This is a genomic window from Streptomyces sp. NPDC006552 (assembly GCF_040611655.1).
Lineage (GTDB): Bacteria > Actinomycetota > Actinomycetes > Streptomycetales > Streptomycetaceae > Streptomyces.
Window position 1 is genome coordinate 31,240 of the sequence record NZ_JBEXOS010000042.1, and the last position, 14,622, is coordinate 45,861.

Here is a 14,622-nt window from a genome sequence, read left to right on the forward strand (position 1 = left end):
TCCGCGAGTCTGGCCGGCCGGATCGTCGAGGAGGGGATCAAGCCCGTCGCGGCCTGCGCCGCTGTGCCGGGCGCGGGACTGGCCCCCTCGCGGATCATCGACGCACCCCGATCCACCTGCACAGACGGTGCCCTCCCCGCGCCCGAGCCCTGCGCACGCCGCGCCGTCGCCGCCGCTCCCGATGAGATCCGTACCGGAGATCGACCGAGTGTCACGTCTCGATCACAGGGGTCCCCACCCGTCCCGCTCAGCACAGATGATGGCCCTTCCAGCTCAAGATCCCTGGGGGGACCATGCACCGCCGCCTGATCGCCGTCGGCACCCTCGCCGCCGCGGCCCTCGCACTCACCGCCTGCACCAGCGACAACACAGTCGACGCCGAAGCCAAGCCGACCGCCCCGAAGACCTCCACGAAGACCGCCGCGCCCAGCCCCGACCTGGCGGACGCGGAGAAGTCCGCGGGCATCCCGCCCGAGCCCACCGGCCAGCAGCGCCAGGCGCTGCTGAAGATCCTCGCCGCGGCCAACCCGGACATCATCAAGTACGAGGACAAGGCGGTCGACGCCGCCCGCAACCAGTGTTCCGCCATCAACGGCGGCGCACAGAAGCTCGATCACACCGCCTCGCAGCGCTTCACGTACAAGGACGTGACGACGACGAAGGCACAGGGTGCGCAGATCAACGAGTCGCTGCAGGCGAGCGGCTTCTGCAAGTCATGAAGGCCGGCTGACCAGAAGCGGGGTGCCCCGGCGCCGGGCAGCCCCCGGCGCGGCCACCCTCGCTCACCCCGACACCCCCGGAGCCCCCAAAGCAACCCCACCCCTCAAGAAGACCCCCGCACCACCAACTCCGTCGGCAACACCACATGCCGCTCCGCCCCCCGCCGCACAGAAGACCGCTTCCCGTCCGCCGCCAACGCGATCTCATCGAGCAGCAGCTGCGTCATCGCGCGGCCCATGTCCCGGGTCGGCTGGCGCACGCTCGTCAGGCCCGGCTCCATGTGGCGGGCGATCACCGAGTCGTCGAAGCCGACCAGGGCGACGTCGTCGGGGATGCGGCGGCCGGCTTCGCGCAGTACCTGGCGGGCGCCGGACGCCATCAGGTCGGAGCAGGCGAAGACCGCGTCGAGCCCGGGGCTGCGCTCCAGCAGCTCGGCCATGCAGCGCCGGCCGCCCTCCTCGGTGAAGTCGCCGTACGCCACCAGCTTCTCGTCGTACGCGATGCCGTCCGAGGTCAGCTGGCTCTCGTACCCGGCGAGGCGCCGCTGCGCGCCGTACACGTCGAGCGGGCCGGTGATGACGGCGACGGAGCGGCGCCCGCGTGAGGTCAGGTGGCCGACGGCGGAGCGCGCGCCCGCGTAGTTGTCGGTGTCGACCGAGGGCAGCGGCTCGTCGGCCGAGCGCGGGCCGCTGATCACCGTCGGGATGTCCATCTGGAGCAGCCGGTCGGCGAGCGGGTCGTCGGCGTGCACGGAGACGAGCAGCACGCCGTCGACGCGGTGCGCGGCCAGGTACGCGGCCAGCCGGTCCTGCTCGCGCTCGCCGCGGGCGAAGGTGAGCAGCAGCTGGAGGTTGGACTCGGCGAGGGCGACGCCGACGCCGCCGACCATGCCGGAGAAGTACGGCTCCGAGAAGAACCGGGACTCGGCCTCGGGGACGACGACGGCGATGGAGTCCGTGCGGTTGGCGGCGAGGGCGCGGGCCGCGGTGTTCGGCACGTAGCCGAGTTCGGCGACCGCCTCCTCGACCGCGGCGCGGGTGCGGTCGCTGACCCGCGGCGATCCGTTGATCACCCGGGAGACGGTGCCCCGGCCCACGCCTGCCCGGGCCGCGACCTCCTCGAGGGTGGGACGCCTGCCGTGAGTGCCGCGAGCCGCCATGACTCCTACCTTCCCAAGTCCTCCGCGGAATCTAACAGCCCGATAACCGCGGCAAGTTGTCGCCGCCGACTCTCTTGACACCCCCGGGCCGAGCGACGACCCTTCAACACATCACACATGGGAGCGCTCCCACCGTAGTGGACGCATACAGAAGCCGCACGTTTCCTGCCCGAGCCGCCAGAGTACGAACGGGGCCCGCGAGGCCGTTGGCCGGGATCGGCACGTCAGAGCAACAGAGCACTTGGAGGACGCAATGCGCACTGCCCGTACGTCCCGACGCGCGATGACCTTCGCGGTCGTCGCCGCCTTGGCCACAGGGCTGCTTGCCGGATGCGCGAGCGACGGCGACAGTTCCGACGACGCCTCGGGCGGGGGGGCCGGCGGCAAGGGCGGCACCACCCTGACGGTCGGCACCTTCGGCACCTTCGGTTACAAGCAGGCCGGACTCTACGACGAGTACATGAAGCTGCACCCGGACATCACGATCAAGGAGAACGTCACCACCCGTACCGACGTGTACTGGCCCAAGACGCTCACCCGTCTGCAGGCCGGTTCCGGTACCGACGACATCCAGGCCATCGAGATCGGCAACATCACCGAGGCCGTGCAGACCCAGGCCGACAAGTTCATCGACATCGGCAAGGAAGTCGACAAGTCCAAGTGGCTGGACTTCAAGAACGCCCAGGCCACCACCAAGGACGGCAAGACCATCGCCCTCGGCACGGACATCGGCCCGATGGCCCTGTGCTACCGCAAGGACCTCTTCGAGAAGGCCGGTCTGCCCACCGACCGCAATGAGCTGGCCAAGCTGTGGAAGGGCGACTGGAGCAAGTACGTCGACCTCGGCAAGCAGTACATGAAGAAGGCGCCGAAGGGCACCAAGTTCGTGGACTCCGCGGCCTCCGTCTACAACTCGGCGATCAGCAGCGAGACCACGCAGTACTACGACAAGGACGGCAACGTCGTCTGGGACAAGTCGGACGGCGTCAAGCGCGCCTGGAACGACGCCATGCAGGCGGCGACCTCGGACATGTCGGCGAAGCTGAAGCAGTTCGACAAGCCGTGGGACCAGGGGTACGCGAACGGCACCTTCGCCACCGTGGCCTGCCCGCCGTGGATGATCGGCTACATCCAGGAGAAGTCCGGTGAGGCCGGCAAGGGCAAGTGGGACGTGGCGCCCGCTCCCGTCGCCGGCAACTGGGGCGGCTCGTTCATCGGGGTGCCGAAGGCGAGCAAGCACCAGAAGGAGGCCATCGCGCTGGCCAAGTGGCTGACCGACCCGGCACAGCAGGACAAGGTCTTCGCCAAGCAGGCGAGCTTCCCCTCGCGCAGTGACGCCTACGGCGACCTGAAGATGTCGCCCGAGACCACCGCCTACTTCTCGAACGCGCCGATGACGCAGATCTTCACTGACGCCGCCAAGACCATTCCGACGGCGTACCACGGTGCCAAGGACCAGCCGATCCTCACCGCGATCACCGACACCGGCATCCTCCAGGTCGAGCAGAAGGGCAAGTCCCCGGCCCAGGGCTGGGAGGCGGCCACCAAGGAAGTCAAGGACGTGCTCGGCCAGTGACCAGCTCCGAACAGGCTCTCGCGCAGACCGCGTCGAGCGCCGACGCCGTGCCCGGCTCGAAGGAGCCGGGCACGGCCCGGGGCGCTCACGGCCGTGGTACGCCGGGCTCCGCCTCGCCGGGTCCCTCCTCCTGGCGCAGCCGGCTGTACCGCTGGGACATGAAGGCGTCGCCGTACGCGTTCATCTCCCCCTTCTTCGTCATCTTCGGCGCCTTCTCGCTGGTGCCGCTGCTCTACACCGCCTGGTACTCGCTGCACCACGTGCAGCTGTCGTCCCTGGATCACCAGACCTGGGCGGGGCTCGACAACTACACCAACCTCTTCACGTCGGACTTCTTCTGGAACGCCCTGCGGAACACCTTCAGCATCGGTGTCCTGTCGACGGTGCCGCAGCTGGTCGTGGCGATCTGGCTCGCGCACATGCTCAACTACCGGCTGCGCGGCTCCACCGTGTGGCGCGTGATCATGCTGACCCCGTACGCGACCTCGGTGGCGGCGGCGACGCTCGTCTTCGTCCTGCTCTTCTCGCCCGAGAACGGCATGATCAACTGGGCGCTCGACCTGATCGGCATCGACCCCGTCAACTGGCGGGAGTCCGACTGGGGTTCGCAGTTCGCGGTCTCCTCCATCGTCATCTGGCGGTGGACCGGGTACAACGCGCTGATCTACCTCGCCGCCATGCAGGCCATCCCGGCGGACCTCTACGAGTCGGCGGCCCTGGACGGCGCGAACCGCTGGAACCAGTTCCGGCACGTGACCATCCCCATGCTGCGGCCGACCATCCTGTTCACCGTGGTCGTCTCCACGATCGGTGCCACGCAGCTCTTCGGTGAGCCGCTGCTGTTCGGCGGGGTCAGCGGCACCAAGGGCGGGTCCGAGCACCAGTACCAGACGCTCGGCCTGTACATGTACGACCAGGGCTGGATCGTCGGCAACCTCGGCAAGGCGTCCGCGATCGCCTGGTCGATGTTCCTGATCCTGTTGGTCATCGCCGCGATCAACCTGCTGGTCACCCGACGGCTGAGGAAGACCCAATGACCACCATCAGTGATGTGACGCCACCGGCCCAGGCGGTGCAGGGCGGCCCCGACGCCGGGCCGGTCCGGCGCCGGCGGATCATGGGCGCGGGCAAGCAGCTGCACGCGGGGCCCGTCACCTATGTCCTCCTGATCCTGTTCGCCGTCGTCTCGCTCGCGCCTTTGCTGTGGACGACGGTCGCCGCCTCGCGCACCAACGCCCGGCTGGCGCAGACGCCACCGCCCTTCTGGTTCGGCGGCAACCTCTTCAAGAACCTGGAGACGGCCTGGAACCAGGCCGGCATGGGCACCGCGATGTGGAACACCATCCTCGTGGCGTCCTGCATCACCGTCGGCACCGTACTCTTCTCCACGCTGGCCGGATTCGCCTTCGCCAAGCTGAAGTTCCGGTTCTCCAACGTGCTGCTGATGATGACCATCGGCACCATGATGGTCCCGCCGCAGCTGGCCGTCGTCCCGCTGTACCTGTGGATGTCGGACCTGGGCTGGGCCAACCAGCTGCAGACCGTCATCCTGCCGACGCTGGTCAGCGCCTTCGGCACGTTCTTCATGCGGCAGTACCTGGTGCAGGCGCTGCCGACCGAGCTGATCGAGGCGGCGCGCGTGGACGGCGCGAGCAGTCTGCGGGTGGTCTGGCACGTCGTCTTCCCGGCGGCGCGGCCCGCCATGGCCGTGCTCGGACTGCTGACGTTCGTCATGGCCTGGAACGACTTCCTGTGGCCGATCATCGCCCTGAACCAGGAGAACCCGACGGTCCAGGTCGCCCTGAACGCGCTGGGCACCGGCTACATCCCCGACGATTCGGTGATCATGGCGGGCGCGCTGCTCGGTACGCTGCCGCTGCTCATCGCCTTCCTGCTGTTCGGGAAGCAGATCGTCGGCGGCATCATGCAAGGGGCCGTCAAGGGGTGACCCGGCTCCCCCTGGGGGCGGTGCGCGGAATCCCGTCGGGGGTTCTCCGGCCTCGTCGCCGCCGCGCCCCCGGTGGGGCTTCTCGCGCAGTTCCCCGCGCCCCTGGAGCATGCGGCTTCGCCGCAGCCCCATGAGGGCGCACGCAGTGCGCCGCGCAGGGGCGCGGGGAACTGCGCGGCCAGCCACGGCGAGAGCCGCACCCGGGGGACCGCCGCCCCGCCCCGAGCCGTCAGCCGGTCCCCGATTCCTCACTCCACAACCCATGGGAGCGCTCCTATGACCACCACTGACCACACCGGCACCACCGCCACCACAGCCACCACCACCGCCCCCACCCTCGCCCCGTCGGAGACCACCCGGTTCCCCGAAGGGTTTCTCTGGGGCTCGGCCACCGCCGCGTACCAGATCGAGGGCGCCGTGCGGGAGGACGGGCGGACGCCCTCCATCTGGGACACCTTCAGCCACACGCCGGGCAAGGTGGCCAACGGGGACACCGGCGACATCGCCGTGGACCACTACCACCGGTGGCGCGACGACGTGCGCCTCATGGCGGACCTCGGTCTGAGCGCCTACCGCTTCTCCGTGGCCTGGCCGCGGGTGCAGCCCACCGGCCGGGGCCCCGCCGTGCAGCGCGGGCTCGACTTCTACCGCGGGCTCGTCGACGAGCTGCTCGCCCACGGGATCACGCCCATGGTGACCCTCTACCACTGGGACCTGCCGCAGGAGCTGGAGAGCGCCGGCGGCTGGCCCGAGCGCGAGACCGCCTACCGCTTCGCGGAGTACGCCGGGATCGTCGGCGAGGCGCTCGGCGACCGCGTCGAGAGCTGGGTGACCCTCAACGAGCCCTGGTGCAGCGCCTTCCTCGGCTACGGCTCGGGGGTGCACGCCCCGGGCCGCACCGACCCCGCCGCCGCGCTGCGCGCCGCCCACCACCTCAACCTCGGCCACGGGCTCGCCACGACGGCGCTGCGCGCGGCGCTCCCGGCGCGGGCGAACATCGGCATCAGCCTCAACCCGAGCGTGGTGCGCGCCCTCACCGACGCCCCGGCCGACCTGGACGCCAGGCGCCGCATCGACGCGCTCGCCAACCGTGTCTTCACCGGCCCCCTGCTCCAGGGCGCCTACCCCGAGGACCTGATCGCCGACACCGCGCGCGTGACGGACTGGTCCTTCGTGCGGGACGGCGACACCGACGCCATTCATCAGCCCCTCGACTTCCTCGGCATGAACTACTACACCCCCGCTGTCGTCTCCGGCCCGCGCGGCGCCACCGACGGCCCCCGCCTCGACGGCCACGGCGCCAGCGACCACTCCCCCTGGCCCGCCGCCGACGACGTCGTCTTCCACCACGCGCCCGGTGAAGTCACCGCGATGAACTGGCCGGTGGACCCGACCGGTCTCACCGACCTTCTCCTTGATTACACCGCTCAGGCCCCCGGGGTTCCGCTCTACGTGACGGAGAACGGCGCCGCCTACGACGACGCCGTCGACGCCGAGGGCCGCGTCCACGACCCCGACCGCATCCGCTACCTCCACGCGCACCTCGCCGCCGTCCACGAGGCGATCGCCCAGGGCGCCGACGTGCGCGGCTACTTCCTCTGGTCGCTGCTGGACAACTTCGAATGGGCGTACGGGTACGGCAAGCGGTTCGGCGCCGTCTACGTCGACTACGCGACGCAGACCCGCATCCCGAAGTCGAGCGCCGCCTGGTACGCCCAGGTCGCCCGGGCCGGCGGGCTGCCCGCCGACGCGTAGCCGCCGGGGGCCGGTACGCCGCGTGGCAAGACTCCGTACCGGCCCTTAATTTACGCATATGTCAGCTATCGCCTGCACCGAACTCCACTGAGCCGCCATGGGCGTGCTCAAGGACCATCCGGAACTCGTCCTGTTCGTGAGCCTCGCGCTCGGCTACCTGCTCGGGAAGCTGCGCGTGGGGCCACTGACGCTGGGCGGCATCTGCGGAACACTGATCGTCTCGCTGCTCCTGGGCGCCTGGACCAAGGCCCAGGTCTCCGGCGACGTGAAGACGGTGTTCTTCGCCCTGTTCATCTTCGCGCTCGGCTACATGGCGGGGCCGCAGTTCTTCCGCAACCTCACCAAGAAGAGCCTGCGCTTCTTCGTGCTGTGCGCCATCGAGCTGGCCGCCGTCCTCGGCATCGCGTTCGGCCTCGCCAAATGGTTCGACCTCGACGTCGGCACGGCCTCCGGCATCCTGGCCGGCGCGGCCACCGAGTCCGCCGTCGTCGGCACCGCCACCGAGTCCATCGGCAAGCTCTCCGGGCTCAGCGCCCAGCAGATCACCGAGTACCAGGGCAACGTCGCCACCGCGTACACCGTCTGCTACCTCTTCGGCCTGATCACCATCGTGCTCTACACCAGCCAGATCATGCCGATGATGATGCGCGTCAACCTCCGCGACGCCGCCCGTGACCTGTGGGAGCGCACGCGCAGCGGCGGCAGCCTGGAGCCCGACGAGCGGCCCGCGCTGCCGGACATGGTCGGGCGCACCTACCTGGTGACGACGGCCGACGGCCGCACCGTCGGCGACCTGGAGTCGCACCTCGGCGACCGGGTCACCGTGGAGAGCGTCAAACGCGGCAGCAAGATCCTCACCCCCGCGCCCGAGCTGGAGCTGACCCTCTCCGACCTGGTCCTGGTGGTCGGCCGGCGCGCGCGGACCATCGAGGCGGGGCGGCTCATCGGCCCCGAGACACCGGGGGTGCCCGGGCTCGACTCGCCGCTCGCCACCAGCCAGGTGTCGATCACCCGCAAGGCCAACGACGGCAAGACGATCGACCAGATCCAGCGGGAGAACCCCGAGTTCCTCACGGACGGCGTCTACATCACCGACGTCACCCGCACCGACACGGACCTGCCCGCCAACGGGGACACCGTCGTGCACCGCGGCGACGTCCTCACCCTGGTCGGCGCCCGCTCGGGCCTGGCCAAACTCGTCGGGAAGCTCGGCTCGGTCGTCAAGAACGACGCCACCGACTTCATCTACCTCGGCCTCGGCATCGCCGCCGGTTCGCTGCTCGGGCAGGTCGTGGTGAAGTTCGGCAGCATCCCGATGTCGCTCGGCACCGGCGGCGGCTGCCTCATCTCCGGGCTCCTCTTCGGCTGGTTCCGCTCGCGCAGCCAGACCTTCGGCGCGTTCCCGCCGCAGGCCGCCGCCACCCTCAAGGACATGGGCCTGGCGGTCTTCATCGCCTGCACCGGCCTGGTGTCGGGGCCGCAGGCGTGGCCGCTGCTGAAGGAGTACGGGGCGCTGCTGCCGTTCGCCGGGATCGCGATGGTGCTGATCCCCGCCTCGCTCTCGCTCCTCGTCGGCCGCAAGCTGCTGAAGATCGAGCCGCCGCTGCTGATCGGCGCCATCGCGGGCCAGCAGTGCTCGACCCCGGCGATCACCGCCGTCACCCAGGTGGCCCAGTCCTCGGTGCCGATGCTGGGCTACACGATCACCTACGCCCTCTCGAACTTCCTGCTCCCGCTGACCGGCCCCGTGCTCGTCGGCGTCCTCGGTTCCTGAGAGGCGGCCCGCACGTGATCAAGGTCGCGGTCGACGGGACCGTGAAGAACCTGTTCTTCACGATGTTCCTGTTCGCCCTCGGCTACAAGGTGGGCCCGCAGTTCTTCCGCGGCCTCAAGAAGTCCTCCCCCACTGAGCACCGCAAGGAAGCAGAGACCTCATGCCGAAGACGAACCTGACCCGCGAGCAGATCCAGCGGTACGCCCGCCTCTCCCCCTTCGAGCTGAAGAACGTCTTCATCGAGCTGGCCCAGGAGGCCCAGGGCGACCAGCCCGGGCAGAAGGACAAGTCGAGCGTCCAGATGCTCAACGCGGGCCGCGGCAACCCGAACTGGATCGCGACGGGCCCCCGGGAGGCGTTCTACGCGCTCGGCTACTTCGCGCTGGAGGAGTCGCGCCGCGTGTGGACGGCCGACAACCTCGGCGGCATGCCCGAGGAGCCGGGCTCCTACGAACGCTTCGACACGTTCGTGCGCCGCCACCCGGACCTGCCCGGCATCGAGCTGCTCGCCCAGTGCGTGCAACTGGGCATCCAGCGCTTCGGGTTCGACAAGGACGCCTTCGTGCACGAGCTGACCGACAGCTCGGTCGGCGACAACTACCCGGTGCCGGACCGGATCCTGCACCACACGCAGGAGATCGTGCGCGGCTACATCGCCGACGAGATGTTCGCGAAGAAGCCGCCGGCCGGCGACGTCTCGTACTTCGCGACCGAGGGCGGCACCGCCGCCATGTGCTACATCTTCGACTCGCTCATGAAGAACGGCATCCTGCACAAGGGCGACAGGATCGCGCTGATGGTCCCGGTCTTCACGCCGTACGTCGAGATCCCCGAGCTGGACACCTACGAGTTCGACGTCACGTACGTACAGGCCAGCATGTTCGCCGAGGCAGGCGTGCGCGAGTGGCGCTATCCGCAGGAGGAGGTCGCCAAGCTGGCGGACCCGGCCATCAAGCTGGTCTGCCTGGTCAACCCCTCCAACCCGCCCTCGCTCGCCCTGTCGCAGCGCGTCGCGAACCAGATCAAGGACATCGTCGCGACGGACAACCCGAACCTGCTGATCGTCACCGACGACGTGTACGGCACGTTCGTGGAGGGCTTCCGCTCGATCGCCGCCGACCTGCCGCGCAACACGCTGCTCGTGTACTCGTACTCCAAGCACTACGGCTGCACCGGGTGGCGGCTCGGGGTCATCGGCCTCGCCGACGACAACGTGATCGACGAGATGCTCGCCGCGCTCCCGGCGGAGCAGAAGGAGCGGCTGAACAAGCGGTACGGGACGCTCACCCTGGAACCCGAGAAGCTCAGGTTCATCGACCGGCTCGTCGCCGACTCCCGGCAGGTGGCGCTCAACCACACGGCGGGCCTCTCGCTTCCCCAGCAGGTGATGCTCGGCCTGTTCTCGCTCTTCGACATGCTGGAGGAGGGCCAGGCTTACAAGCTGCGCATCCGCCGCATCGTCCAGCAGCGCCTCGAACTGCTCCTGGAGGGCGCGAAGATGAAGATCGCCGAGGACCCGCACCGCGCCGGGTACTACATCGAGCTGGACCTGATGGCGCAGGCCCAGCTGGAGCACGGCGAGGAGTTCGCGGCCTACCTGGACGCCACCTACGAGCCGGTCGACCCGCTGTTCCGCCTCGCCCGCCAGACCGGCGTGGTCCTGCTGAACGGCGGCGGCTTCGAGGGCCCGCAGTGGTCCGTGCGGGTCTCGCTCGCCAACCTCGACGACCTGGACTACCTGAAGATCGGCCACCACCTGCGGGCCATCTTCGACGACTACGCGCAGGAGTGGCGGGACGCGCGGGGCTGACGGCGGGCATGGCGCGGCCCCGGCCGGGTGGGGGACTCCTGCGGAGCGCCGGCCGGGGCCGCGACCCCCGTTGCTCGAAATGGCTGATGGTTACGCCTACTTGAAGGCGGCGAACGCCTTCTGGAACGCGTTCGCGCTCTGCTCGACCGAACTGCACGTCGGCTGCGCCGAGTTCGCGGCGCCGCCCGGGCACTGCCGGTCGCGGGTCGCGGACCACATCGACAGGCCGCCGAGCCCCTTGGCCTTGGCGAAGGAGACCAGCTGTGTGGCGTCGTCGACCTTGAACACCTCGGTCGAGACGTCGTTGACGCCGATCATCGGGGTGATCGCGACGGCCTTCCAGGCGGCCGCGTCGGAGAGGCCGAGCGCGGTCTTGAGCTGCGCCTGCGTCGCGGTGGCGGCCTGCTCGGCGTAGCTGCCCATGTCGCCGCTGTACGAAGCGCCGTAGTCCATCGCCATGATGTTGACGAGGTCGGTCGCCACGCCGTTGGCCTTGGCGTTCTTCAGGAAGTTCACGCCGTCCGAGGTCAGGCCCTCGGGCATCACCGGGAGCGTGAAGGAGACGTCCAGGCCGGGGTTCTTCTTCTGGAGCGTCGCGATGGCCTGGGCGCGCTCGGTGTTGGCGGCCGTGTCCGGCAGGGCGCCGCCCTCGATGTCGAAGTCGACCTTGGTGAGCTTGTACGCGTCGATGACCTTCTGGTACGCCGCCGCGAGGTCGCCCGCCGAGGAGCAGGCCAGGGCGAGTTCGGTACCGGAGGCGCCGCCGAAGGAGACCCGGACGTCACCGTCGGCGGCCCGCAGGTCGCCGATCTGCGCGGCGACCTGGTCGCTGCCGAGGTCGCTCACGCCGCCCCACTTCGGGGCGCAGTCGCCGCCGGAGGTGATGAAGGCGAGGTTGTACTCCTTGACGCCGGTGGCCTTGGCGCCGGCGACCAGGTCGAACTTCGGGTAGAGCGAGGTGTCGACGTACGGGGCGAATCCGGCGGCCGCCGTGGTGCCGGTGCCCGTCCCGGACGAGGAGGACGGCGAGGGGCTCGCCGTCGCCGTCCCGCCCGGCTCGGCGGGGGTGGAGGCCGACGCGGTGGGGGCGGGGGTCGCCGTCTCGGTCGGGCGGCCGCTCGGCTCCGGGGTCGCGTCGTCGTCGACGGAGCACTTGGCGTCGTCGATGAGACAGCCGGTCGGGTCGGCGGCGCCGGAGACGACGAAGCCGACGGTGACGGACTTGCCGGCGGCGATGCCCTCCTTGTCCCAGGAGGCCGCCTTGACGGTGACGTGCGAGCCGCTCACCGTCGACTCGGCGTTCCACAGCGAGCTGAGTTTCGTGCCCGCGGGCAGGTCGAACTCCAGCGTCCAGCCGGACCGCGCCTTGTCCGTGTCGTTCGTGATGACGTACTGCCCGGTGTAGCCGCCGGACCAGCTGCTGGTCCTGGTGTACGCGGCGCCGACCGAGGCCGCCGACGCGCTGGACGCGAACAGGAAACCGCCGCCACCCACGACGGCCGCCGCGACGATCCCGCCTATCGCCTTGTTCCTGCCGCTGACCCTGCGCCGGTGCGTGCTGCTCATCTACGTGCCTGCCTTAGCTGTACGGGGGTGAGGGGGTGAGCAGCACGCTAGCGAGCCGGAAACCGTCAATTCGGGCAACCGGGAAGGGGCTTGAGGATCTTAGGGTTGGCTTAAGGGAGGGATCGGGAGCGATTAAAGGTCGGGACCAGTCCCTTGCGTTCCCGGCCCCGGCCCCGGTGGCCGGGGCCGCGGCGCCCGGGCAGCGGTCCGCGTCCGCCGAGCTGCACCCAGATCCGCACCTCGGTGCCACCGAGCACGGAAGAGCCGATGCGCACGTCGCCGCCGGTGGACTCGGCGAGGCGGCGCACGATGTCGAGGCCGAGCCCGGTCGAACCGTCGCTGCCCGAACCCCGGCCGCGGGCCATCGCCGCCTCCGGGTCGAGGATGCCGGGCCCGGCGTCGGAGACCAGCACGATCACGGCGTCCTCACCGCTGTGCACGTCGACCGCGAAGGCGGTGCCCTCGGGGGTGTGCCGGAAGACGTTGCCGAGCAGCGCGTCGAGGGCGGCGACCAGCTCGCCCCGGGCGACCGGCAGCCGCACGGGCCGGTCGATCCCGGCGACGCGCACCTTGCGGCCCTCGTCCTCGGCGAGCGCCGACCAGAAGTCCATCCGCTCCCGGATCACCTCGGCGGCGTCGCAGCCCGCGCCGGGCCCGGCCGCGGCGGTCCGCGGCTTGGCGTCGCGCGCCGTGCGGATGATGGTGTCGACCTCGCGCTCCAGCTGCTCGACGGCGGCCCGGGTCTGCTCGGCGGCGGCGCCGGTGCCCAGCGAGGCTGCGTTCAGCCGCAGCACGGTCAGCGGGGTGCGCAGCCGGTGCGAGAGGTCGGCCGCCAGCTCCCGTTCGTTGGCGAGGAGCTGGACGACCTGGTCGGCCATGGAGTTGAACGCGACGGCGGCCAGCCGCAGTTCGGTGGGTCCGTCCTCCGGGACGCGGGCGCCGAGCCGGCCCTCGCCCAGCTCGTGCGCCGCGCTGACGAGCCGCTGCGCGGGCTGCACCATCCGCACCCCGAGCCGGTCGGCGACGGCCACCGAGCCGATGACGAGCGCGATGCCGACGCCCGCGAGCACGAGCCACGCGGTCGTCACACCGTTGCCGACCTCGGCCTCGGGGACGTAGACCTCGACGACGGCGATCTTGCCGGTGCTCACCGCTATCGGCTGGAGCCATACGGAGCCGCCGGGCACCTCGTCGGCCCTGGCCCGGTTGATGTCCAGCTTGTCCGCGGGCACCCGCCGGCGGCCGAGGCGTATCTCGGGGTTCTGGCCCGCGGCCGGGACGTACACCGAGATCCGGTCCTCGGCGCCGGTCTGCGCGGTGGCGAGCGCGCGGGCGAGTTCGTCGCGGTCCGTGGTGATGGAGAGGGTGGGCCCGATGGCGGCGGCGGTCCGCTCGGCGTTCGAGAACGCGCGGTCCCGGGCCATCTCCTTGATGACGAGCCCGAGCGGCACGGCGAACGCCACCACCACCATGGTCGTCACCGCCAGGCAGACCCGGACCAGCGCCCACCTCACGGCGCGGGCTCCGGGCGCGGCGGCTCCAGCTTCACGCCGACGCCGCGCAGGGTGTGCAGATAGCGGGGGCGCGCGGCCGTCTCGCCGAGCTTCCGCCGCAGCCAGGACAGATGGACGTCGATGGTCTGGTCGTCGCCGTAGCTCTGCTGCCACACCTCGGCGAGGAGTTCCTTGCGGGCCACGACGACGCCGGGGCGTCCGGCGAGGAAGGCCAGCAGGTCGAACTCGCGCCGGGTCAGGTCGAGCCGCGCGCCGTCCAGCTCGGCCTGGCGGCGCAGCGGGTCGATGGCGAGCCCGCCGACCCGCAGGACCCGGGACGGCGGCTCGGCGGCCACACTGCCGCGGGCCCGGCGGAGCACGGCGGCCATCCGCGCGGACAGGTGTTCGGGCGAGAACGGCTTGGTCAGGTAGTCGTCGGCGCCGTCGTTCAGCAGCCGGACGATCTCCGCCTCGTCGTCGCGGGCGGTGGCGATGATCACGGGTACGTCGGTGATGCCGCGCAGCATCTTCAGCGCCTCGGCCCCGTCCAGGTCCGGCAGACCGAGGTCGAGGATGACGACGTCGAACCGGAGATGGGCGACCTCGCGCAGCGCCTCCAGGGCCGTGCCGACGCTGCGGACGGTGTGCGCCGCGTCGGTCAGGTGCCGGATGAGGGCCGAGCGTACGAACTGGTCGTCCTCGACCACGAGCACACTTGCCATGGGCGGCACCGTACGCCATCCGGGCGAGCGTGATCCCCTTCCGGGTGGTGGCGGGCTCCGTGGGACACGCGGGAGTGGCGTGGTGCAGTATGGCCCGCG

The 14,622-nt window shown here is 70.5% G+C and carries 11 protein-coding genes and 1 pseudogene; 8 read left to right on the plus strand and 4 right to left on the minus strand.

What is annotated here, in order from left to right; all coding sequences use genetic code 11:
• The first annotated feature begins 293 nt into the window (after positions 1–293).
• A complete protein-coding gene (locus ABZY33_RS23305; protein WP_356493559.1) occupies positions 294–719 on the plus strand; it encodes a hypothetical protein in 426 nt (141 codons plus the stop codon).
• A gap of 104 nt (positions 720–823) precedes the next feature.
• Here ABZY33_RS23305 and ABZY33_RS23310 read toward each other — a convergent pair whose 3' ends face one another.
• The gene (locus ABZY33_RS23310) at positions 824–1,879 is read right to left on the minus strand and encodes a LacI family DNA-binding transcriptional regulator (protein ID WP_356493560.1); all 1,056 of its coding nucleotides are present in this window, start codon (positions 1,877–1,879) and stop codon (positions 824–826) included.
• Positions 1,880–2,132: 253 nt separating this feature from the next.
• On the opposite strand from ABZY33_RS23310, the gene ABZY33_RS23315 reads away from it, so the two are divergent.
• The 7 genes and pseudogenes from ABZY33_RS23315 to ABZY33_RS23345 all read left to right on the plus strand — a co-directional run bounded on the left by ABZY33_RS23315 (position 2,133) and on the right by ABZY33_RS23345 (position 10,742).
• A complete protein-coding gene (locus tag ABZY33_RS23315) occupies positions 2,133–3,455 on the plus strand; it encodes an ABC transporter substrate-binding protein (protein WP_356493561.1) in 1,323 nt (440 codons plus the stop codon).
• Positions 3,452–4,492, plus strand: coding sequence for a sugar ABC transporter permease (locus ABZY33_RS23320; protein ID WP_356493562.1), 1,041 nt, complete (start codon positions 3,452–3,454; stop codon positions 4,490–4,492). The genes ABZY33_RS23315 and ABZY33_RS23320 overlap by 4 nt, the downstream gene beginning before the upstream one ends.
• Positions 4,489–5,403: a carbohydrate ABC transporter permease gene (locus ABZY33_RS23325; protein ID WP_356493563.1), complete on the plus strand. Its 915-nt coding sequence runs from the start codon at positions 4,489–4,491 to the stop codon at positions 5,401–5,403. The genes ABZY33_RS23320 and ABZY33_RS23325 overlap by 4 nt, the downstream gene beginning before the upstream one ends.
• 276 nt (positions 5,404–5,679) lie before the next feature.
• Positions 5,680–7,158, plus strand: coding sequence for a GH1 family beta-glucosidase (locus ABZY33_RS23330; protein WP_356493564.1), 1,479 nt, complete (start codon positions 5,680–5,682; stop codon positions 7,156–7,158).
• 97 nt (positions 7,159–7,255) lie between these two features.
• Entirely contained in the window at positions 7,256–8,932 is a 1,677-nt protein-coding gene (gene aspT / locus ABZY33_RS23335) for an aspartate-alanine antiporter (protein WP_356493565.1), read from the plus strand.
• 17 nt (positions 8,933–8,949) lie between these two features.
• A pseudogene (locus tag ABZY33_RS23340) lies at positions 8,950–9,054 on the plus strand (hypothetical protein); the annotation flags it as partial.
• 38 nt (positions 9,055–9,092) lie between these two features.
• Entirely contained in the window at positions 9,093–10,742 is a 1,650-nt protein-coding gene (locus ABZY33_RS23345; RefSeq protein ID WP_356493566.1) for a bifunctional aspartate transaminase/aspartate 4-decarboxylase, read from the plus strand.
• Positions 10,743–10,838: 96 nt separating this feature from the next.
• Here ABZY33_RS23345 and ABZY33_RS23350 read toward each other — a convergent pair whose 3' ends face one another.
• From ABZY33_RS23350 to ABZY33_RS23360, 3 genes are all read right to left on the minus strand, one after another.
• Entirely contained in the window at positions 10,839–12,308 is a 1,470-nt protein-coding gene (locus ABZY33_RS23350; protein ID WP_356493567.1) for a cellulose binding domain-containing protein, read from the minus strand.
• A 110-nt stretch (positions 12,309–12,418) separates the two neighbouring features.
• On the minus strand, positions 12,419–13,822 hold the full coding sequence (locus ABZY33_RS23355; RefSeq protein WP_356493568.1) for a HAMP domain-containing sensor histidine kinase: 1,404 nt from the start codon (positions 13,820–13,822) through the stop codon (positions 12,419–12,421).
• Positions 13,819–14,523, minus strand: coding sequence for a response regulator transcription factor (locus ABZY33_RS23360; protein WP_356493569.1), 705 nt, complete (start codon positions 14,521–14,523; stop codon positions 13,819–13,821). Before ABZY33_RS23360 ends, ABZY33_RS23355 begins: the two co-directional genes overlap by 4 nt.
• Positions 14,524–14,622: the final 99 nt, after the last annotated feature.